We start from the raw sequence: 21,983 nt of genomic DNA, 5'->3' as shown, positions 1-21,983 counted from the left end.
TTGCGGAAATGGAGCCTGGCCAGCCGGCTGCTTATAGGACAGCTGGCGTTTCTTGTGTGCCTGTCAGCAGGGCTGTCCCTGGCGCTCTTTCATCAAACTGAACAGCACAGCTTCGAAGAGTCCGCAGAGACGATGCTGGCGGTGGCCGGAACCGTTGCGGCCGATCCCTATGTCCTGGAAGCGGTGACCGCCGAAACGCCGGACAGGACTTTGCAGCCCTATGCCCGTGCCGTCATGAGTGCTGCCCATATCGATTTCCTCACCATCATGGCTCCGGACAGGACCCGGTACACGCACCGTAACGACGACGAGATCGGGAAACCGTATGTGGGATCGGTGGAGCATGCCCTCGCCGGCCAGTCCTTCACCGAAATCTATACCGGCACGCTGGGGCCGTCAGTCCGCGCCATCGTTCCCGTCTTCGGCGCGGAGGGGGAAGTCAAGGCGCTGGTGGCCGCCGGCATTACCGTTGACCGCGTTGCCATAGCGCGCAACGCCGAGCTGCCTGCCGTGTTCCTCATCTCCCTGGGCGCCCTCGCGTGCGGAACGCTCGCCTCGTACCTGTTATCCCGGTATCTTCGCCGCACCACCCGGGACCGGCGGCCGGATGAACTCCTGAGCATGTTCGCGTTCCATGATTCCGCCCTGCATTCCCTGCGCGAAGGTCTGGTGCTGCTCAACAACGACGCCGAACTGGTGCTCTACAACGACCGGGCTGCAGAACTGCTGGGGCTCCCGGCCGACGGCGGCAGCCGGCCCACGGGCCCCCGCGAGTTGGGCCTGCCGGGACCGCTGGCCGATCTGCTCTGCGAAGGCCGGACAGCAGAAGATGAATTCCACTTCGCCAGCGACCGCATCCTGGTCGTGAACCAGTCGCCGGTCATGACCCCAAAATCCGCGAACGGCCGTATCCGGCTCATCGGCGCCGCCGGCAGCCGGGCAACAGCACGGGACACGCGCAGGGCACGCATCGGAACCGTAACCACCCTGCGGGACCACACCGACATAGCCGCAATGACCGGAGAACTGCAGTCCATGCACACCCTGACCGAAGCGCTCCAGGCTCAGGCGCACGAGCACGCCAACCGTCTGCACACGCTGGTCTCCCTGATTGAGCTCAATCGTCCCGCTGATGCACTCGAATTCGCCACCCGCGATCTGGAGCAGTCCCAGCAGCTGGCCGACGACGTCGTCGCCTCCGTGGGCGAGCCCGCACTGGCGGCACTGCTCACCGGCAAGGCCGCTCAGGCCCGCGAGCGCGGCATCGGCCTGCAGATTGATCTCAAAGACGCGCCCCCCGGGAGAGCCGCTGCCCTGGACCTGGATCCGGGAGATCTGGTCACGATAGTGGGCAACCTGATCGACAATGCTTTTGATGCCGTGGCCGACACCCCGGAGCCGATGGTGACCGCGCGGTTTGCGGTGGTTGAGGACGGCGGCGGCAGGCCCGTTTTTGAGATTGGCGTACGGGACAACGGACCCGGCATTCCGGAGCCGTCCACCGAGCAGATCTTTCATCAGGGCTTCAGCACCAAGGATCCCAAGGCGCTGCTTCCCTCCGGTACCGGAGGCACCGGCCGGGGCATTGGACTTCCCCTGGTCCGCCAGGCAGTGCTGCGCCTGGGCGGCTCACTGCATCTTGATCCGGGTGGGCAACCGGACCGCGGTGCACGTTTCACTGTGCTGATTCCCCTGCCTGCCTCCCTCCCCCTGACTCTCAGTGGGGCTCCCCAGTGAATGCTGAGCGGGACATCACCGTGCTTGTGGTGGAAGATGAAGGCATTGTTGCGCAGGCCCACGCCGAGTATGTGCGCCGCAGCCCCGGATTCTCGCTGGCCGGCGTCGTGCACACGGGTACGGAGGCCATTACCTTCCTCAACGCCTCAGCCACCGCCCGCAGCGGTTCCGTCTATGACGCCGGGAAGCGCGGAGTCGGCACTGAAAACCCGAAACCCGCCGTGGACCTCATCCTGCTGGACATGAATCTTCCGGACCTGCACGGCTTGGACGTCCTGCGCCGGATCCGCGGTGCGGGCGTGCCCGCCGACGTCATTGCGATTACCGCAGTGCGGGATGTCGCCGTCGTCCGCAGCGCCATGTCCGCCGGGATTGCGCAGTACCTGATCAAGCCTTTCACCTTCTCCGCCTTCAGCGCCAAGCTGGCCTCCTACCGGGAATACCATCTCAACTTGGCGGGGCAGGGAACTTCCGCCACTCAGTCCGAAGTGGACCGTGCGCTGGCGGCACTGCGGCCCACGGTGTCGTCCGCACTACCCAAGGGACTGTCCCCCGAAACTCTGGCAACGGTCTCCGAACTGCTGAAGAACGCACGGATACCGATGTCTGCCAGCGAAGTATCGGAGGCACTGGCCATGTCCCGGATAACGGTCCGGCGTTACCTCGAGCATCTGGACGAGCAGCGTGCCGTAGCGCGGAACCCGCGCTACGGCACGCGCGGCCGCCCGGAGCTGGAGTATCACTGGCGGCGGTGAACCCCGGCAAGGGGCGGGGCGTTGTTGTCAGGATTCGGACCGGCGGCGTGGTGCAGGGAAGACCGGGGCACGGTCCGTTACCCTCTCCGGATGGCTACTCTTGTGCTTCCCGACGAAACATTCCACTCCTCTTGGCTCGAGTGCGCAGCGGAGTTCGACGGCGCCCACCGGGACGGTGCAGGCGGAGAGGACTGGCCGCTCGAAGACCTGAGGGATCCCGGCTCTTTCCGACGGTTCGTGGCCGAACTCCATGCCGAGGCCCTGCCTGAAACTGCACGGAAGCCCGGGTATGTCCCCTGCACCTACCTGTGGCTCGTCGACGATGAAACCGTGATCGGCTCCCTGGCCATCCGGCATGAGCTGAACGACTTCCTCCTTAACGAAGGCGGACACATTGGCTATAGCGTGCGACCGTCGGCGCGGCGCCGCGGCCACGCCGCCCGGGCGCTGAAGAACGCCTTGCCTATCGCCCGCCAACTGGGAATTTCTCCGGTCCTGGTCACCTGCGATGAAGACAACGACGCGTCCCGGGCAACCATCGAGAAGAACGGCGGCATCCTGGAAGACATCCGCCACGGCAAGCGCCGCTACTGGATTCCCACAGCATAGGAGGACATAAGCGCCCGGCGCCGCGTATCCCGGTCATCCCCGCTCAACACCCGGCCGCAGCAGGGGCAGCAGGGTATCGATAACCCCCGGATCTTCAATGGTGGACGGCACTGTATAGGCATCGCCGTCGGCGATCTGGCGCATGGTCTTGCGCAGGATCTTGCCGGAACGGGTCTTGGGCAGTGCCTCGACCACCTGAACGTCCTTGAAGTCCGCCACCGGCCCGATGGACTGGCGCACCAGCTTCACCAGGTCCGTGCGCAGCTCCTCCACGCCAATGTCAGAGCCGGCCTTCAGTACCACATAGCCGCACGGCCGCTGCCCCTTCAAAGAATCAGCCACCCCGATCACGGCACACTCGGCGACCGCGGGATGCGTGGCCACGATCTGCTCCATCGCGCCGGTGGACAGCCGATGTCCGGAGACGTTGATGACATCGTCGGTGCGGCCCATGATGAACACGTAGCCGTCCTCATCCACGTAGCCGGAGTCTCCGGTGGTGTAGCAGCCCTCGAAGATTTCCAAGTAGGAGGACCGGAACCGGTCATCGCTGCCCCACAGCGTGGTGAGCGTTCCCGGCGGCAGCGGCAGCCGCAGCACAATGTTGCCCTCCTCGCCGGCCGGAACCTCCGCGCCGTTGCCATCCACAATCGCCAGGGAAAACCCGGGCACCGGAACCGTCGCGGAGCCGGCCTTGATCGGCAGCTGCTCCAGCCCCAGTGGGTTGGCGCAGATTGCCCAGCCGGTCTCCGTCTGCCACCAGTGGTCCACCACCGGCACATCCAGCGCACGCCCGGCCCAGGTAAAGGTCTCCGGGTCCAGCCGCTCCCCCGCAACAAACAGGGTCCGCAGCCGGGAGAGATCGTAGTCGGCCATCAGGGCGGCATCCGGGTCTGCCTTGCGGATCGCCCGCAGCGCAGTGGGGGCCGTGAAGAGGACATCCACCCGGTGCTGGTCCGCCACACGCCAGAAGGCCCCGGCGTCCGGCGTGCCCACCGGTTTGCCCTCATAAAGAACGGTGGTGGCCCCGGCGATCAGCGGCGCGTACACAATGTAGGAGTGCCCCACCACCCAGCCCACGTCCGAGGCGGTCCACATCACCTGGCCTGGACCGATGTCGTAAATGTTGCGCATGGACCAGGCCAGGGCGACGGCGTGGGAACCGTTGTCACGGACAACCCCCTTGGGTGCGCCGGTGGTGCCCGACGTGTACAGGATGTAGAGCGGATCCGTCGCAGCCACGGAGACCGGACCTGCGGGGGAAGCAACGGCAGCGAGCGCGTCCCAGTCATGCCAGGCGGTGCCGTGGGCGCCGTCGTACTCCTGGGCGGTGTGGGTAAACCCGTCGCGTTCGGCAACCACCACGTGGTTGACCCGGTGGGTCGCAGCGTCGAGCGCGTCAGCCACGTTGGGCAGGTATTCCACCGTACGTTTGGGCTCCACACCGCCGCTGGCCGTAACGACGACGGCGGGCCGGGCATCGTCGATGCGGGCCGCCAGCTCCTTCGGGGCAAAGCCGCCAAAGACCACTGAATGGATGGCTCCCAGCCGGGCTGCGGCGAGCATGGCGATCACGGCCTGCGGAATCATGGGCAGATAGATGATGACCCGGTCCCCTGCCTCCACTCCGAGCCCGCGGAGCACACCCGCGAAGGTCTCAACCTCGGCCAGGAGCTGGCTGTAGGTATAGGTGCGGGTAGTACCGAGCATCGCCGAGTCATAGATCAGGGCATCAGCGTTTCCCCTGCCGGCGGCCACATGACGGTCAAGGGCGTTGTAGCTGGTATTGAGGTGGCCGTCCGGGAACCAGCGGTACAGCGGAGCACCCGACTCGTCCAGGGCCCGCTGCGGGGCGGTGTCCCATTCCACCAGCGACGCGGCTTCCAGCCAAAAGGCTTCAGGATCGCTGAGGCTGCGCGCATAGGACGATGCGTAGCCGCCGTCCGCGCCCCCTGCGGCTGAACCGGCTGCGGTGTTCGGTGCTTCGTTTCCTGCATCCAGGCCAGAGCTCATGAATCCTCCTCGATTCGCAATGTGATACCGATCACCCTAGGGCAGGTGGACGCCCGGTACCAACTGAGCTGTGTATACATGACACAAAGCGAAGTCAGGCCAGCTAGCTGTTTTTGCACTAGGAACCCGATCTTGTGTATACACTGATGAGGTACATCACATTCGGAACAGTCCAGTCCCGCCGGCTGGCCACACGCGTAAAGGAGCGCCAATGAGGGCAAGCGACCGCGCCTACCGGGCGCTCCGCGAAGACATCGTGACCGGCAGGCTCCTGCCGGGAACTGTCCTGGGCGAAGTTGAGCAGTCTCAGCGCCTGGGAATTTCCCGCACGCCGCTGCGCGAAGCACTGAGCCGACTGACAGCGGACGGTCTGGCCGCACCGCACAACGGCCGCGGCGTCGTCGTCACGAAGATTTCACCCGAGACCGTCACCGAGCTGTTCGAGCTCCGCCAGGCGCTGGAATGCAAGGCGGCCTCGCTCGCCGCCACCCGCGGGGAACCCGAGCTCTTCACCGCCCTGCGCCGGGACTTCGAGCAGGCAGCGGACCTCATCGTGCAGGAAACCGGGCAGGATCCGTCCCGCTCGGCCTACTACGCCCTGGTGGCCCGGCTGGACGAGGCCATTGATACCGCCGCGGCCAACGCCTACCTGGGCCAGGCTCTTGCCAATGTTCGGCTGCATCTGGCCCGGGTCCGGCGGCTGGCCAAGGACAATCCGGAACGGCTGCTCGCCACCGCCGGCGAACATGCCACCATTGCCGCCGCCATCGCCTCCCGGGATCCGGCGCTGGCTGCCGCCGCCACCTCGGTCCACCTGCACAAGTCGCTGGAACACTTCCTTGCGGCTGCCGGTCCGCCCGGCTAAGCGCCGTTCCAGGCGCCCCAACACCTCACGACAGCATCACCAGCAAAACGATCACCGACAAACGCTCCGCCACATTCGTTCCCAGAACATCCCCGAAAGGACACATAATGAATCTCCACAAAGTGCGGGTCCACCGCAGCGATGAGAACCTTGCCCGCGAAGACCAGCTGGCCTACAAGATCGCCGAGGTCGCCGCTGACCCCGTTGCCGTCACTGACGAGGTCACGGACATGGTCATCAACCGCATCATCGACAACGCCTCGGTGGCCATCGCTTCCCTGAACCGCGGGCCCATCGTCGCCGCCCGCGCCCAGGCACTGTCCTTCTCCCCCTCCGCCCACGGCAAGGGCTCGGCCGTCTTCGGCGTCGAGCAGAAGACCTCCCCGGAGTGGGCCGCCTGGGCCAACGGCGTTGCCGTTCGCGAACTCGATTACCACGACACCTTCCTGGCTGCCGAGTACTCCCACCCCGGTGACAACATCCCGCCGCTGCTCGCCGTCGCGCAGCACACCGGTGCCTCCGGCGCCGACCTGATCCGCGGCATTGCCACCGGCTACGAAATCCAGGTGGACCTGGTCAAGGCCATCTGCCTGCACAAGCACAAGATCGACCACGTAGCCCACCTCGGCCCGTCCGCAGCCGCCGGCATCGGCACCCTGCTGGGCCTCGACGTCGACACCATCTTCCAGGCCGTTGGCCAGGCACTGCACACCACCACCGCCACCCGGCAGTCCCGCAAGGGCGAAATCTCCACCTGGAAGGCGCACGCTCCGGCGTTTGCCGGCAAGATGGCCGTTGAAGCCGTGGACCGTGCCATGCGCGGACAGACCTCCCCCACCCCGATCTACGAGGGCGAAGACGGTGTCATCGCCTGGATGCTGGACGGCCCCGACGCCGCCTACGAGGTTCCGCTGCCCGAGGCCGGCGAAGCCAAGCGCGCCATCCTGGACACGTACACCAAGGAACACTCCGCCGAGTACCAGGCCCAGGCCTGGATCGACCTGGCCCGCAAGATCCACCGCGAACACCCGGAGGCAGCCGACGCCTCACAGGTAGCCAGCGTGCTGATCGCCACCTCGCACCACACCCACTACGTGATCGGCTCCGGCGCCAACGATCCGCAGAAGTACGATCCCACGGCCTCACGCGAGACCCTGGACCACTCCATTCCGTACATCTTCACCGTTGCCTTGCAGGACGGCTCCTGGCACCACGTGGACTCCTACGCCCCCGAGCGTGCCGGCCGCGCCGACACCGTGGAGCTGTGGAACAAGGTCACCACCGTGGAGGATCCGGAATGGACCCGCCGCTACCACTCGCTGGACATCAATGAAAAGGCGTTCGGCGGCAAGGTCACCATCGTCCTGAACGACGGCACCGAGATCACCGACGAAATCGCCGTCGCCGATGCGCACCCGCTGGGCGCCAAGCCGTTTGCCCGCGAACAGTACATCAACAAGTTCCGCACCCTGGCCGCCGGCCTGGTCTCCGAAGAGGAGATTGAGCGGTTCCTGACCACCGTCCAGCGCCTGCCCGAACTGGCTGCAGGCGAGCTGGACCAGCTGAACATCACCGCAGCCGAGGGCGTCATTGACCCGGCCAACGCCCCGAAGGGACTCTTCTAAATGCTGTACTCCTCCGTAACTCCCGAAGCCAAGCGCATTGCCTTCCGCGAAGGCCTCGCTTCCGGCACGCTCCAGCAGTTCCCGGGAGCGTTCAACCCGCTCTCTGCCCGCCTGATCGAGGAAAAGGGTTTCGACGGCGTCTACATCTCCGGCGCAGTCCTCGCCAATGACCTCGGCCTGCCGGACATCGGCCTGACCACCCTGACCGAGGTGGCCACCCGTGCCGGGCAGATCGCCCGGATGACGGACCTGCCCGCCATCGTGGATGCCGACACCGGTTTCGGCGAGCCGATGAACGTGGCACGCTCCATCCAGGAACTCGAGAACGCCGGCCTGGCGGGCTGCCACATCGAAGACCAGTTCAACCCGAAGCGCTGCGGCCACCTGGACGGCAAGAACGTCGTGGACCTGGACACCGCCACCAAGCGGATCCGGGCCGCTGCGGACGCACGCCGCGATCCTAACTTCCTGATCATGGCGCGCACCGACATCCGCGCCGTCGACGGCCTTGAAGCGGCGCAGGACCGGGCCCGTGCCCTCGTGGACGCCGGAGCGGACGCCATCTTCCCCGAGGCCATGAAGACGCTGGAAGAGTTCGCCGCCATGCGCGACGCCGTGGACGTGCCGATCCTGGCCAACATGACCGAGTTCGGCAAGAGCGACCTGTTCAGCTACGACGAGCTGGCCTCGGTGGGCGTGAACATGGTCATCTATCCGGTGACCCTGCTGCGCAGCGCCATGGGGGCCGCGGAACGCACGCTGGAGACCATCAAGGCCAAGGGCACCCAGCAGGATGACGTGCCCAACATGCTGACGCGTGCACGTTTGTACGATCTGGTGGATTATGAAGCCTACAACCACTTCGACACCTCGGTCTTCAACTTCCAGATTCCGGGCAAGCACTAGCTTTTTCCTGCCGGAATCCCCCCGCAACACCACCGCGACAAAGGAGTCTTTCGTAATGTCAGATGATCAGATCCACAAGGGACTGGCGGGTGTCCTCGTTGACACGACCAAAATTTCCAAGGTCAACCCGGAAACCAACTCGCTGCTGTACCGCGGGTATCCGGTGCAGGAACTGGCTGCCCACTGCAGCTTCGAAGAGGTCGCCTACCTGCTCTGGAACGGCGAGCTGCCCACTGCGGATCAGCTGGCCGAGTTCACCTCGGGCGAGCGGGCGCAGCGCGCCCTCACCCCGGAGCTGAAGGCCGTCATCGATGCCCTGCCGACCACGTGCCATCCCATGGACGTGTGCCGCACCGCGGCATCCGTGCTGGGTGCATCGCATGAGCTGGCCGAGGATTCCTCGGTGCAGGCGAACATGGAGAAGTCCGTGAGCCTTTTCGCTGCCATGCCTGCAGTGGTGGCCTATGACCAGCGCCGCCGCCGCGGGCAGGACGTAGTGGAGCCCCGCGACGATCTGGACTATTCGGCGAACTTCCTCTGGATGACGTTCGGCGAGGAAGCCGCTCCCGAGGTCGTGGAGGCGTTCAACGTTTCGATGATCCTGTACGCGGAGCACTCCTTCAATGCCTCCACGTTCACCGGCCGCGTGATCACATCCACGCTTTCGGACCTGCACTCGGCTGTGACCGGCGCGATCGGCGCACTCAAGGGCCCGCTGCACGGCGGTGCCAATGAGGCCGTGATGCACACGTTCGAGGAGATCACCGCCAGTGCCGGGGAAGGCGACGTCGCGGCTCATGCCGCCGGCTGGCTGGACACCGCCCTGGCGGAGAAGAAGAAGATCATGGGCTTCGGCCACCGCGTGTACAAGAACGGCGACTCGCGCGTGCCCACCATGAAAGCCTCCATGGACAAGATGGTCAAGCATTACGACCGGGCGGACCTGGGCGAGCTGTACGCGGCGCTGGAGTCGGCCATGGGTGAACGGAAGAACATCCTGCCGAACCTGGATTATCCGGCCGGGCCGGTTTACCACATGATGGGTTTTGACACGCCCACCTTCACGCCGCTGTTCGTGGCCGCCCGGATCACCGGGTGGACGGCGCACATCATGGAGCAGCTGGAAGCCAACTCCCTGATCCGTCCGCTCAGCGCCTATGACGGCGCTGAGGAACGGCACGTAGGCTAAGCAGCCGACAAGACAGCACGCCAAGCGCCCGTTGCAGGGATTCCTGCAGCGGGCGTTTGCGTAGTGAGTCCCTCCGGTCCGTATACACTTCCTGCTAACCCGGAAGGACAGACCGTGACGCGCATTCCTGCACTGGCTTTGATTCTCACTGCTGCCGCTGTTTCCGCTGTCTCCTGCAGCGCCGGTGCCGATGATCCGCAGACGAGGCCGGAGCCCGCAAATGCGTGGGCCGATGAGGTGTATCAGCTGCAGCAGGAGATCACGTCTGAACGCGGTGACGGGAACTTCACGGAGAGCCGCATGGGCGGAGGCGCTGTTTCCGCCGGCGAGGAGACGAGCCTGAGATTCCATCCCATCGTTTCAGGACCGATAGCAGCGAGCTTCCTCTGCGACACCGGAACCGTCTCCCTCTCGATAACCGGAGGGCCCCGCACCACCATAGAATGCGGGCAGGTCCAGACCTTCAGCGGCGTGCAACCCTATGAGTTCGACGCCGGGCTCATGGTCACCGTCGGATCCGAACAGGACGCCCGCTGGGCGGTGGAGTTCAGGAGCGGAGACTAGGCCAGCGGAGGTTCCGCGGCGAAGATCCGCGCGGAGACATCCTGATGCGCCAGCCGGGCAAAGCGGTCAGGAAAAGACCACGCCGGCAACGCTCTCGTTGTCCTGAGCCAGGGTGACGACGGCGTCGAAGTACCGTCCGGCGAGGACCTCCGGCATCCAGTGGGCCGAGTCCGGCCACATCTGCGCATAGGGCACCTCTCCCACCCGGTACCAGGCGGGAATGATTTCCGGCGACGGCGCCGGCTCCCCTGCCCAGCTCCGGGTCCGGTAGACGACGGTGGACATGTCCCACTCCGGGCGGGCCGGGAACACGAACTCGATTGTCCCGGCGAGTTCCAGGTCTCCTTCATCCACCGTGACACCGGATTCCTCGAACACCTCGCGCACCGCAGCCTGGGCAGGGGTTTCCCCCGCTTCCACGTGGCCGCCAAGGGTCACGATCCGGCCGATGCCGAAACCCGTCTGCTTTAGGCCCATCAACACTTCGGCACCGTGCTCCGGGGTGTCGCGCATCAGGAAGCACAGGACCACCGGCACAGCCCGGGAAGGTTGTACCGGGGAGTTGCTGCCCGGCCCGGAATTGTCCACGGCGTCGTTCATCTCGTCATTCACAGTGCCCTGGGGTGCGCGGCGGCGTAAACCTCGCGCAGGGTTTCGGCTGTCACCAGCGTGTATACCTGGGTGGTCGTCACCGACGCGTGCCCCAGCAGCTCCTGGACCACGCGGACGTCGGCTCCGCCTTCCAGCAGGTGGGTGGCGAACGAGTGCCGCAGCGTGTGCGGAGAAACGTCCCTGCCGATCTGTGCCTTTTCCGCTGCGTTCTTGAGAATGGTCCAGGCACTCTGCCGGCTGAGGCGGCCGCCGCGGGCGTTCAGGAACAGCGCGGGGGTGCCCTTGCCCTTCACTGATGCGGCGGGCCGGCCGCGGACCAGATACTCGTCCAGGGCACGGGCGGCGTAGGAGCCCAGCGGCACCAGACGCTCCCTGGATCCTTTGCCGAACAACCGCACGACGTCGGGACCGTTGGCCGGGATCCGTTCCAGCGACAAGTCATCGATATCCAGGCCGACGGCCTCGCTGATGCGTGCCCCGGTGGAGTAGAGGAATTCCAGCAGGGCACGGTCGCGCAGCCCCGTGGGCGTTTCGGTGGAAACTGCCTCCAGGATCCGCGTGACTTCGTTGACGCTGATGGCCTTGGGCAGACGCTTACCTGGCAGCGGCGGATGCACGTCCGCCGCCGGGTCCGCCGTGGTGAGCCCTTCCAGTGCCCAGAACTTGTGCAGTCCTCGGACAGCAACCACGGTGCGTGCTGCCGAGCGGACGCTCAGGGCGGAGGCGCCGTCGGAGCCTTCGACGATGGACTGCGCGAAGGCAGTGACATCGTGCCGCGAGATGCGGGCGACGTCCTCTACCCCGCGGGAGGCCAGGAAACGGGCATAGCGGAGCAAATCGCGGCGGTAGGCATCCAGGGTGTTGACGGCCAGTCCGCGCTCCACGGCCATGTGCTGCAGGTAGCCGCCAATCTCGCGGCCGACGGCGGTGGTGCGCAGTTCGTCAGCGGCGGACGGACCCTTGGGAACAGGAGTTTTCTTGGGTGCGGCGGTGTTCTTCGCAGTCGGTGGTGTTGTTTCGGCAGCCGTGCCGCCGGCAGTCTTTGCCTCCGTTGCGGTTCCGGCTGCCTTCGCCGCGGCTTCGCCGTCCGCCTTATCCTGGGCCAGTGCCGCCCGCAGAAGTTCGGCCGGTGAGTCCAGCTTCAGTGTGGCGTTGATGGAGGAGAAGTCGAAAACGACTGTGTCGTTTAGCTGCGCAGCAGACGGCGGTTGGAACGGCGAAGCAGTGCCGGCTGGTACCGGCGCAGGAGTGTGTCCGCCTGCAGGGAGATCGGAGGCGGGCATGGCAGTCTGTGTCCTAAGAAGAAACGGGGCCCTGCGGCCAGGTGGAGTGCTGGGAGTGGTGCTCCGGCCAGGGAGCATCGGCAGGGCGCAGGTTCGCAAAACCGGAGGGACGGGCTGCCGCAGCGGCCAGGACACCGGCTACGGCCGAGGGGCTGTGGAGGCGGCCGTCCAACGCCGCCTGGACGGCGTCGTCGAGGTCCACCCACATGGTGCGGATTTCCGCTTCCTCGTGGGTGCGCTCGTGCCGGTCCGCTTCGGGAACCTCGGTGATGCCGCGCGCCAGGTAAATGCGCAGGGCCTCGCGGGAGGAGCCGGGCGAGAGGAAGAGGTCCGTGAGGACATTCCACTGGCTGGCTTCAATATCGGCTTCTTCGGCCAGTTCCCGGGCTGCCCCCACCTGGAAGTCTTCGCCGTCAATGTCCAGCAGACCGGCGGGGATTTCCCAAAGGGTCATCCGCACCGGGTGCCGGTACTGGTTAATCAGCAGCACCTGGCCGGCGTCGTTCATGGCCAGGATGGCCACCGCGCCCGGGTGGCGGATGTAATCGCGGACCAGGGGTTCGCCGTCGGCGGTCAGCTGGAACTTCTCACTGACCACGTCCCAGACCCGCCCGGTGTATTCCACGGAGGAGCTCAGCAGGCGGCGGGGACTTTGTTCGTCGGCGAACCCTCTGGTCTCGCTCATGGGGTTGTTAGCCCTTTCCGTTCTGGTGTGCCAGAGCGGCCTTCACCAGACCGGCGAAGAGCGGGTGCGGGCGCGTGGGACGGGAGCTGAGCTCCGGGTGCGCCTGCGTGGAGACGTAGTACGGGTGCACGTCCGCCGGAAGTTCAACAAACTCCACCAGTCCGCCGTCAACCGTGGTGCCGGAGAAGGACAGGCCTGCCTCGGCGATCTGGTCGCGGTACTGGTTGTTGACCTCGTACCGGTGGCGGTGGCGTTCGGCCACTGCAGTCTTGCCGTAGGTCTTGGCCACAACCGAACCCTCTTCGAGTTTGGCGTCCCACAGACCCAGGCGCATGGTGCCGCCCATGTCACCCTCGCCGGAGACAATGTGCTTCTGCTCCGCCATGGTGGCGATGACCGGGAACTTGGTGTCCGGCTCGAACTCCGAGGAGGACGCGCCTTCCAGCCCAACCACATTGCGGGCGTATTCGATGACCATGCACTGCAGGCCAAGGCACAGGCCCAACGTGGGGAGTTTGTTTTCCCGGGCGTAGGTCAGTGCTCCGAGCTTGCCTTCAAGTCCGCGGATGCCGAAGCCGCCGGGAACACAGATGGCGTCGACGTCGGCCAGGGCCTCTGCCGCGCCTTCGGGCGTTGCGCACTCATCGGAGGGAACCCACCGGATGTTGACCTTGGTCTTATTGGCGAAGCCGCCGGCGCGCAGGGCTTCGGTCACAGAGAGGTAGGCGTCCGGCAGGTCCACGTACTTGCCGACCAGGGCAATGTTCACGTGGTGCCTGGGGTTGTGGACAGCTTCGAGGAGCTTGTCCCACTTGGTCCAGTTGACGTCCTTGAACTTCAAGTCCAGGTGCTGGACGATGTACGCGTCCAGGCCCTGGGAGTGAAGGGTCTTGGGGATGTCGTAGATGCTCGGGGCGTCCGGGCAGCCGATCACGGCATCAACATCGACGTCGCACATGCGGCCGATCTTGTTGCGCATGGCGTCCGGCACCGGGCGGTCCGAGCGGATGACGATAGCGTCCGGCTGGATACCGATGGACCGCAGGGCAGCCACGGAGTGCTGGGTCGGCTTGGTCTTCAGTTCCTGGGACGGGCCGATGTACGGCACGAGGGAAACGTGCAGGAAGAAGACGTTGTTGCGGCCGATGTCCTGGCGCACCTGGCGTGCGGCCTCCAGGAAGGGCTGGGACTCGATGTCGCCAACCGTGCCGCCGATTTCGGTGATGATGACGTCGGGGGTCTTCTTCGCCTCGGAGGGCAGGCGCATCCGGCGCTTGATCTCGTCGGTAATGTGCGGAATTACCTGAACGGTGTCACCGAGGTATTCGCCGCGGCGTTCCTTGGCGATAACGGTGGAGTAGACCTGACCGGTCGTGACGTTGGCGGAGCCGTCGAGGCTCTCGTCAAGGAACCGCTCGTAGTGTCCGATGTCGAGGTCAGTCTCGGCACCGTCGTCGGTCACGAAGACTTCGCCGTGCTGGAAGGGGTTCATTGTGCCCGGATCCACATTGAGATAGGGATCGAGCTTCTGCATGGTCACCGCTATGCCGCGCGACCTCAACAGATGGCCGAGACTTGACGCTGTCAGTCCCTTACCGAGTGAGGACGCCACGCCACCGGTGACGAAGATGTGTTTGGTCGTAGAAGACGACTTGGGAAACCTGGAATTTGATCGCTGCACCACGGAGTTCGAGCCTATCACCTTTTGTAGTTCTGAGTTTGTCGTCATGGAATTCTTCCTGCGGCACTGGACTACTGACGCGGCGGATGTCCCGCCGCTGCCAGGAGTTCGACGGCGTGTGCCCGGGCGGACTCGGAGTCCTCCTGGCCTGCAAGCATCCTGGCAAGTTCCTTGATCCGCTCTGCATCGTCCAGAACGGTAACGTCACTGGCGGTTACGCCTGTTCCATCTTCCCCCATTGCGGACATCTTAATCACGCGGATGTGATGGTCGGCAAACGCGGCCACCTGCGGAAGGTGGGTGACCACAATCACCTGCACGTGCTTCGCGAGCATGGCCAGCCGGCGCCCGATTTCGACAGCCGCCTTTCCGCCGACCCCGGAGTCCACTTCATCGAAAATGAAGGTGGGAACGGGGTCCACTTCGGCCAGCACCACTTCGATGGCCAGCATGACGCGGGAGAGCTCACCGCCGGAGGCGCCCTTGCCCAGCGGCCGTGCCGGGGCACCGGGATGCGGCTGCAGGAGGAAGGAGATGCTGTCCGCTCCGTGCATACTCAGCTCATCCACCGCTGTGACCTCGATGACCAGGTTGGCATCGGCCATGGCCAGGGCGGACAGCTCGTCGCTGACCCGCTGTGCCAGGTCAGCAGCGGCTTCGGTCCGCAGCTTGGTCAGGTCAGCTGCCGCTGACGTGAGTCCGGCCTGCAGATCGGTGATTTCCGCTTCCAGCGCTTCGATCCGGCTGCCGTCGTCGCCAAGCTCCGCCAACCGGGCACGGCTGGTCTCGGCCCATTCCAGGACTTCGTCCACGGACGGAGCAAATTTGCGGAGCAGCGCGGAGATTTCAGCCCGGCGGGTTTCCACTTCGGCCAGCCGTTCCGGGCCTTCCCCGTCCAGGGAGGCACTGTAGCTGGCCAGCTCAGCGGCTATGTCGGTCAGGATGTAGCCAACCTCGGCCAGCCGTTTGGCTGAGTCAGCCAGTGCCGGGTCGTGTTCGCCGGCCAGCTCAAGCTGGCGTTTCGCTGCATCCACGAGGGAGGTGGCATCGGACCCGTCGGAGAAGTCACCGGCGATCAGAGCCTGATGTGCACCCACGGCGGCGGTGCGCAGCTCTTCGAAGTTGTTGAGCCGGGTTGCTTCGGCCTTCAGGGTTTCGTCTTCGCCCGGCAGCAGTTCCAGGGCATCGATTTCCTCCAGTGAAGCCGAAAGGTACTCCGCTTCCCGCAGGCGCTCACGGGCCTGGTTGCGCAGATCGGCCAATTCGGTGACCGCAGCGCGCCAGCGCGTGTAGTCCGCCTGGTAGGACGACAGCAGGGACGCCAGCACCGGACCGGCGTACTTGTCGAGTGCCTCCCGCTGGGCCGCTGTGCTCTTGAGCCGGAGCTGGTCCGACTGCCCGTGCACCGCCACCAGGTGCTGGCCCACTTCGGCAAGGACGCCCACCGGAGCGGACCGTCCTCCTACGTGTGCACGGCTGCGGCCCGCCGCGTTGACGGTTCGGGCGAGCATCAGCTCGGTGACGCCGTCGTACGTTTCCAGTTCAGCGCCTGCCTCCTCTGCCCGGGTGACGGCGGCATTTTCCGGCGGAAGCCGGACCACAGCTTCCGCAAGGGCAGCCTTTGCTCCGGTGCGCACGGCTCCGGCGTCGGTCCGTGCACCCAGCAGCATCCCCAGGGCCGTAATGACCATGGTTTTACCGGCACCGGTTTCGCCGGTGACCACGGTGAATCCCGGCCCTAGTTCCAGCGTGGCGTCCGTGATGACACCGAGGTCCCGGATTCGGATTTCTTCAATCATGCCGGTCCTCCGCTGTCTGCCGTGTGCCGTGAAATTTCCACGCTGTCCGAAAGGTCCCCCGGGCTGCCGACCGGGCCGCGCCAGCCTTGGGTGGGAAGCTGGAACTTGCGCACCAGGCGTTCCGAGAACGGTGTTGAGTGGGTACGGGCAAGCCGCACCGGAATGGCGGAGCGGGTCACTTCCACCCGCGCTCCCGGCGGCAGTTCCACGCTGCGCCGGCCGTCGCACCAGAGCACTCCCGCAGCATCTGTGCGGGTCAAGACCTCCACGGCAAGAATGGACGCAGGGGCGACTACAAGCGGCCGGGAAAACAGTGCATGTGCGCTGATGGGCGCGATCAGGAGCGCTTCCACCTCGGGCCACACCACGGGGCCGCCGGCCGAGAAGGAATATGCTGTGGAGCCCGTGGGAGTAGCCAGGACCACGCCGTCGCAGCCAAAGGAGCTGATGGGTCGGGCATCGACCTCCACCACTACCTCGAGCATCCGCTGCCGGTCGGCCTTTTCTATGGCGGCCTCGTTCAGCGCCCAGGTGTGGGCAATCAGCTGATTCTCGAACCAGACTTTGACGTCGATGGTCATGCGCTCTTCAACGGTGTAGGCCCGCTCGACCACCCAGTGCACGGTCTGTGCAAGATCGGCGCGTTCGCTTTCGGCCAGGAAGCCCACGTGGCCCAGGTTCACGCCCAGCAGCGGGACGTTCGTATCGCGAACCAGTTCTGCGGCACGCAGGATGGTGCCGTCCCCTCCCAGGACCATGCCCAGATCCACACCGTCAAGGGCAACGTCTTCGTCGAGGATTTCAGTGGGTGCGGTCAGGACGCCGTAAACCGACTGGATATCCTCCAGGTCCTTGCGCCGCATGACCGGAATCAATCCGGAAGTGTGGAGCTGGGTGCACGCTTCCTGGGCGGCAGCCATGGCAGCCTGCCGGCCGGTGTGGGCCAGCACGAGTATCCGTCTGCTCATGTGCGTATCGTCCTGTTCCGCCCCCGAGGGAGCTGATTGGAATTCCGTCAGTCTTCGGCGGGGCGTTCCCCGTCTGCAAACCGATCAGCCGGCTTACTTCCGGCTCCATCAAACCTGTCAAAGGCCTCATCCACCAAACGCCGGGCGGTTCCCTGTGCATTCGCGGGCGGCTCCGCAACCGATGTTCCAGGTGCTGGCACCTGCAGCCACAGGAAAAACTCAACGTTGCCGTTCTGGCCCGGCAGCGGGCTGGGCGCCAGGCCGCCAATACGGAGGTTCGCCGTCAGGGCAGACTCCACCACCCGTGCCACTGCCATTCGGTGCTTTTGGGGGTCAAGAACAACCCCCGCCTTCTCCAGCTTCTCACGGCCCACTTCAAACTGCGGCTTGACCATCAGCAGCAGGTTTCCTCCCGGGCGCGTCGCTTTCGCCAGGGCAGGGACCACCATGGTCAGGGAGATAAAGGAGAGGTCGGCCACCGTCAGGTCCACCGGTCCCCCGATGTCCTCCGGATCCAGGTACCGCACATTCATGCCTTCATGCACATCAACGCGCGGGTCCCGGCGCAGCACCTCCACCAGCTGATCGTGCCCGACGTCGACGGCCACCACGCGAGCTGCGCCTCCCCGCAGCAGGACATCAGTGAAACCACCGGTCGAAGCACCGGCGTCCAGGCAGCGAAGTCCCGCGGGCTGCACCTGCGGGAAAGCGACAAGCGCGCCTGCGAGTTTGTGTCCGGCGCGACTGACATAGTCTGGGACGCCGTCGTCGAGCACTGACAGGGTGTCCTCATCTGAGACGGAAGCCGACGCCTTGCCGAGAACGGCGCCCGCCCGGGAAACCCGGCCGGCAGCAATGAGTTTGGCGGCGTGGGTCCGGGAACGGGCCAATCCCCTGGTTACCAGTTCCTGGTCAAGTCTTGCCACGTTCTAGCGCTCCTCTGAAACATCGGCGTTCAGTTGGGCCAGGAGACCGTCGTGAAGCGCTGTATACACGGCAAGGTGTTCGGTGGTGGGCATTGCCGGGACGTCCCTAACAGCGGCCAGGGCGGCATCAACCGCCGGATCCTGCGTGGTCACCAAAACGGAAGGCCAGGAGCCGGCGGCACCCGCCGACTCTGTCCTTGTGTTCTCCATCTGGCTGTCATCCATCCGGCGTTTGCCCATCCCTTGTCCAACGTTTCGAATCCAGCCTATCCGCCGGCAGTGACAGTCCAGCTGAGCACCGGCGCAGTCGCATTCTCCTCGTGAGGACGGGCGTTCCACCATGCGGCGCAGGCTGCACGCCAGCTATCCAAATCGGTGCTATCGCCCGTGATTTCCACGGTGTTCCCGTTGACTCTGGCAACGGCAGTACCGCAGCGGCTAACGCCGTCGGCCGTTTCAACCTCGGGGTACGGCCGGTAGAGCGCGTCGAGGTTTTCGACCAGATACGTCGGCCTCTCCTGCGTGCGGGCTGCCAGCGCCGTCTGAGGTGTGTCAACGCCGGTAAGCACCATTGCCGTCGCGAATCCGGCGTTGTTGCCGCCCAGGATGTCAGTGTCCAGCCGGTCGCCAACCACCAAAGGCGCCTTGGCCTTCAGATGGCGTGCCGCTGTCAGGAACAGCGGAGCCTCGGGCTTTCCCGCCACCAGGGGCGTCCTGCCCGTGGCTGCAGCGACGGCGGCCACGAGGGTTCCGTTGCCGGGAGCGATCCCCCGGGCCTGCGGAATGGACATATCAGTGTTCGTGGCAACCCAGACAGCGCCGCGGCCGACGGCGAAGGCCGCCTCCGCGAGATCTTTCCAGCCAAGTGCGGGATCAAAGCCCTGGATGACGGCGTCGGGGCGGTCATCAGCGGAAAGCACCGGGACCAGACCCTGTTCACGCACCTGCTCGGTAAGCCAGGCGCTTCCGGTTACCAGGACCGTTGCGCCGGCCGGAACGGAAGCTGCCAGCAGCTCCGCACCGGCCTGCGCGGATCCGAACACGGTCTCCGCTGTTGCCGGCGCCCCCAGCTCGCGCAGATGCGCGGCCACGGTTTCGGAGGAACGCGAGGCATTGTTGGTGACGTAGGCGAGCTGCACACCCACGCCGTCGAGACGCTGCAGCGCCTCGACGGCCCCTTCAATGGCATGCGGACCCGCGTAGACGACGCCGTCCAAGTCCGAGAGGACGGCGTCGTATCCGGCAATCAGCGAATTGTCCGCCATGGTGTTACGAGCGATCCTCGTCGACGTCACCGGAAGGTGCGTCGGCGGAGAATTCCTCGTTGTCATTGCCGTCGTCGTGCTGTTCGACGGTGTTGTCGTCGTCCTCTTCCTCAGCTTCGAGGACGCCGATCACGCCTTCCTGGTCATCGGAAGGCAACGTGTCGACGTCGTCCGTCAGGTCCAAGTCGCCGTTGGCATCTGCCGGCTCGGTTTCAACCGGAGCAGCGAAGGGGGTGTCCGAACGCTCAGCACCGCGGTGATCGTCGCGGCTTTCACGGTCCTCGCGGCCGCGGCGCGGTTTCTCCGGCTTTTCCTCTTCGTCGTCGAGGTCGTAGATGTCCGGCTCAGCGAATTCCCCGATACCCAGTGCCTTTTCGGCCAGCAGCGCACGGTTGCGCCACTGCTCAACTTCTTCGTTGCGGTCTGCCAGCTCGAGGGCGTCAGCATAGGCACGGAAGAGGCGGGGGCTGAAGGAGAACGCACGGTTCTTGTCCAGCTGCGGGATTTCCAGTGCGGTCACGGCCGCGTCGTACTGCTCCATGTCCATCCGTGCACCCGATGCCACGATGGCCATGTCCACCTGACCTGCTGTGTCCAGTTCCTTCGCCTCGTCCGAACGTGCAATGTCCAGGGCGCGGTCCGCACGGCCGAGGCCGCGTTCGCAGTCGGCCATCATGGCCAGGTAGGCATTGGAGCCACTGATTCGGCGGTAGGTCCGGAATTCGCGCAGAGCTTCCGCAAAGTTCTCCGAAGCGTACGCCGTGAGGGCTACTGCCTCACGGACTGCCGCCATGCGTCCGCCGCGGCGGCTGGCAGCCAGCGCATGCTGGAAGGCCAGCTCAGGGTCGATGTCGATCAGGCGTCCGGCCATGACCAGGTGCTTGGAGACCCACTCGCCGTTGACTTCTTCCAGGACACGCAGCTGGGCGCGGGTGACCTTGTCCAGTTCCTGTCCTGTGACATCGTCATCGATCTCGGGGGAACGCTCACGGTCGGGGCGGTTGGCGCTGCGCAGATCGCGTGCGTTGTGCTTGTGCTCAACAACCGGCGCATCCTCGCCCCGGGCCGGCCGGTCCTTCGAGAAGGACGGCTTACGGTCGCCACGGTCGCCGAAGGACGGCTTACGATCGTTGTCGCGAGCCGGACGACGGTCATCTCCACCACGGGCAGGACGGTCACCGAACGACGGCTTACGATCGCCACGGTCACCGAAGGACTTCCGCTCACCATCACGCGGCGGACGACGATCGTCACCACCGAAGGACGGCTTACGGTCGTTGTCGCGTGCCGGACGGCGGTCGTCTCCACCGCGGGCCGGACGGTCACCGAATGAAGGCTTACGGTCACCGCGGTCACCAAAGGACGGCTTACGATCACCGCGGTCACCGAAGGACTTCCGCTCACCGCTGCGCTCAGAGAACGGCTTGCGCTCACCATCACGCGGCGGACGACGATCGTCACCACCGAACGACGGCTTGCGATCACCGCGGTCACCGAAGGACGGCTTACGGTCGCCGAAGGACGGCTTACGGTCGTTGTCGCGGGCCGGACGGTCACCAAAGGACGGCTTACGGTCACCGCGGTCACCAAAGGACGGCTTACGATCGCCACGGTCACCGAAGGACTTCCGCTCACCGCTGCGCTCAGAGAACGGCTTGCGCTCACCATCACGCGACGGACGACGATCGTCACCACCAAACGAAGGCTTACGATCACCGCGGTCACCGAAGGACGGCTTACGATCGTTGTCGCGAGCCGGACGACGGTCATCTCCGCCACGGGCAGGACGGTCACCGAAGGACGGCTTACGGTCACCGCGGTCCCCGAACGCCGGCTTACGGTCGTTATCGCGTGCCGGACGACGATCGTCGTCACCGCGAGCAGGGCGGTCCCCGAAGGACGGCTTGCGATCCTTTGAGTAAGGCTTGCGTTCTGAGGACGCGCCGCGATCACCAAAGGACTTCCGCTCACCGTCACGCGCAGGCCTGCCGCCGAAGGACGGCTTGCGGTCTTCGAAACGCTTAGGAGCATTCCGGTCGTTGGTGGCGGGACGTCCGCGGTCATCCCGCTTATCTGACGAGCTGCTGCTGTGGGCGGCGTTGCTTCCGGCGCCGCGCTGATCCCTGTTATTTTGCTCTGACATGCTGGTGAGTTCCTCTCGTCGTGAGCCGACCAACGGAATTTACTGCAGTCGCTCGTCACTATGGATATATAAAAGTCGGTTAGAAAGTTTGGGGGCCTAAAGAGGCACAGTCTGATTCTAGTCCAGGTACGTTCCGGGATGGACATCCCTTACCGTGAAGCGCTGCAGGGAATAGGTGAGTCTTCCCACCTCCCGGCCCACGACAGCAGCGATCTGGGCCCAGGGCGGGGCCTTAAACAGTTGAGGCCCGTACCAAAAGGTACGGGCCTCAACCTCTGAACAAATATTGTCCGGCGGTGACCTACTCTCCCACACCCTCCCGGATGCAGTACCATCGGCGCAGTGGGTCTTAGCTTCC

General features: G+C 65.3%; 19 protein-coding genes. 8 read left to right on the top strand and 11 right to left on the bottom strand.

Features of this window, described 5'->3' with window-relative positions:
* The 3 genes from CXQ89_RS06740 (at position 1) to CXQ89_RS06730 (ending at position 3,101) form a co-directional block, all read left to right on the top strand.
* Entirely contained in the window at positions 1–1,737 is a 1,737-nt protein-coding gene (locus tag CXQ89_RS06740; protein WP_104160734.1) for an ATP-binding protein, read from the top strand.
* Positions 1,734–2,492 (top strand): response regulator, encoded by a 759-nt coding sequence (locus CXQ89_RS06735; RefSeq protein WP_104160733.1) that lies wholly within the window; start codon positions 1,734–1,736, stop codon positions 2,490–2,492. Before CXQ89_RS06740 ends, CXQ89_RS06735 begins: the two co-directional genes overlap by 4 nt.
* Before the next feature lie 90 nt (positions 2,493–2,582).
* Positions 2,583–3,101, top strand: a complete 519-nt coding sequence (locus CXQ89_RS06730) for a GNAT family N-acetyltransferase (RefSeq protein WP_104160732.1) — start codon at positions 2,583–2,585, stop codon at positions 3,099–3,101.
* A 33-nt stretch (positions 3,102–3,134) separates the two neighbouring features.
* On the opposite strand, the gene CXQ89_RS06725 is transcribed toward CXQ89_RS06730, so the two are convergent.
* Complete coding sequence (locus CXQ89_RS06725) at positions 3,135–5,114, bottom strand: AMP-binding protein (RefSeq protein ID WP_104160731.1); 1,980 nt, start codon at positions 5,112–5,114, stop codon at positions 3,135–3,137.
* Positions 5,115–5,325: 211 nt separating this feature from the next.
* On the opposite strand from CXQ89_RS06725, the gene CXQ89_RS06720 reads away from it, so the two are divergent.
* The 5 genes from CXQ89_RS06720 to CXQ89_RS06700 all read left to right on the top strand — a co-directional run bounded on the left by CXQ89_RS06720 (position 5,326) and on the right by CXQ89_RS06700 (position 10,263).
* Positions 5,326–5,979 (top strand): GntR family transcriptional regulator, encoded by a 654-nt coding sequence (locus tag CXQ89_RS06720; protein ID WP_104160730.1) that lies wholly within the window; start codon positions 5,326–5,328, stop codon positions 5,977–5,979.
* 107 nt (positions 5,980–6,086) lie between these two features.
* Positions 6,087–7,604 carry an MmgE/PrpD family protein gene (locus tag CXQ89_RS06715; RefSeq protein WP_104160729.1) on the top strand — a complete coding sequence of 506 codons (1,518 nt, stop codon included), beginning with the start codon at positions 6,087–6,089 and terminating at the stop codon, positions 7,602–7,604.
* The gene (gene prpB / locus CXQ89_RS06710; RefSeq protein ID WP_104054753.1) at positions 7,605–8,510 is read left to right on the top strand and encodes a methylisocitrate lyase; all 906 of its coding nucleotides are present in this window, start codon (positions 7,605–7,607) and stop codon (positions 8,508–8,510) included.
* A 55-nt stretch (positions 8,511–8,565) separates the two neighbouring features.
* Entirely contained in the window at positions 8,566–9,699 is a 1,134-nt protein-coding gene (locus CXQ89_RS06705) for a bifunctional 2-methylcitrate synthase/citrate synthase (RefSeq protein WP_104054754.1), read from the top strand.
* 114 nt (positions 9,700–9,813) lie between these two features.
* Positions 9,814–10,263, top strand: a complete 450-nt coding sequence (locus CXQ89_RS06700; RefSeq protein ID WP_104160728.1) for a hypothetical protein — start codon at positions 9,814–9,816, stop codon at positions 10,261–10,263.
* 66 nt (positions 10,264–10,329) lie between these two features.
* On the opposite strand, the gene CXQ89_RS06695 is transcribed toward CXQ89_RS06700, so the two are convergent.
* The 10 genes from CXQ89_RS06695 to CXQ89_RS18785 all read right to left on the bottom strand — a co-directional run bounded on the left by CXQ89_RS06695 (position 10,330) and on the right by CXQ89_RS18785 (position 21,625).
* Positions 10,330–10,875 carry an 8-oxo-dGTP diphosphatase gene (locus CXQ89_RS06695; protein ID WP_308471679.1) on the bottom strand — a complete coding sequence of 182 codons (546 nt, stop codon included), beginning with the start codon at positions 10,873–10,875 and terminating at the stop codon, positions 10,330–10,332.
* The gene (xerD, locus tag CXQ89_RS06690; RefSeq protein WP_104054893.1) at positions 10,872–11,813 is read right to left on the bottom strand and encodes a site-specific tyrosine recombinase XerD; all 942 of its coding nucleotides are present in this window, start codon (positions 11,811–11,813) and stop codon (positions 10,872–10,874) included. The genes CXQ89_RS06695 and xerD overlap by 4 nt, the downstream gene beginning before the upstream one ends.
* Before the next feature lie 358 nt (positions 11,814–12,171).
* Entirely contained in the window at positions 12,172–12,843 is a 672-nt protein-coding gene (locus CXQ89_RS06685) for an NUDIX hydrolase (RefSeq protein ID WP_104054757.1), read from the bottom strand.
* Between the two features lie 7 nt (positions 12,844–12,850).
* Positions 12,851–14,545, bottom strand: coding sequence for a CTP synthase (locus CXQ89_RS06680; RefSeq protein ID WP_104054758.1), 1,695 nt, complete (start codon positions 14,543–14,545; stop codon positions 12,851–12,853).
* 50 nt (positions 14,546–14,595) lie between these two features.
* Positions 14,596–16,323, bottom strand: coding sequence for a DNA repair protein RecN (recN, locus tag CXQ89_RS06675; protein WP_104160726.1), 1,728 nt, complete (start codon positions 16,321–16,323; stop codon positions 14,596–14,598).
* Complete coding sequence (locus CXQ89_RS06670; protein WP_104102902.1) at positions 16,320–17,291, bottom strand: NAD kinase; 972 nt, start codon at positions 17,289–17,291, stop codon at positions 16,320–16,322. Before CXQ89_RS06670 ends, recN begins: the two co-directional genes overlap by 4 nt.
* Positions 17,292–17,338: 47 nt before the next feature.
* Complete coding sequence (locus tag CXQ89_RS06665; protein ID WP_104160725.1) at positions 17,339–18,217, bottom strand: TlyA family RNA methyltransferase; 879 nt, start codon at positions 18,215–18,217, stop codon at positions 17,339–17,341.
* Between the two features lie 3 nt (positions 18,218–18,220).
* Complete coding sequence (locus CXQ89_RS06660) at positions 18,221–18,457, bottom strand: hypothetical protein (protein ID WP_104160724.1); 237 nt, start codon at positions 18,455–18,457, stop codon at positions 18,221–18,223.
* A gap of 26 nt (positions 18,458–18,483) precedes the next feature.
* Positions 18,484–19,482 (bottom strand): HAD-IIA family hydrolase, encoded by a 999-nt coding sequence (locus CXQ89_RS06655; protein ID WP_104160723.1) that lies wholly within the window; start codon positions 19,480–19,482, stop codon positions 18,484–18,486.
* Positions 19,483–19,486: 4 nt separating this feature from the next.
* Positions 19,487–21,625 carry a hypothetical protein gene (locus tag CXQ89_RS18785; RefSeq protein WP_258059937.1) on the bottom strand — a complete coding sequence of 713 codons (2,139 nt, stop codon included), beginning with the start codon at positions 21,623–21,625 and terminating at the stop codon, positions 19,487–19,489.
* Positions 21,626–21,983: the final 358 nt, after the last annotated feature.

Source organism: Arthrobacter sp. ZGTC212 (genome assembly GCF_002929255.1).
Lineage (GTDB): Bacteria > Actinomycetota > Actinomycetes > Actinomycetales > Micrococcaceae > Arthrobacter_B > Arthrobacter_B sunyaminii.
Note: the sequence above shows the minus strand (reverse complement) of the source record. Positions and strands in the feature narration are given on the sequence as shown.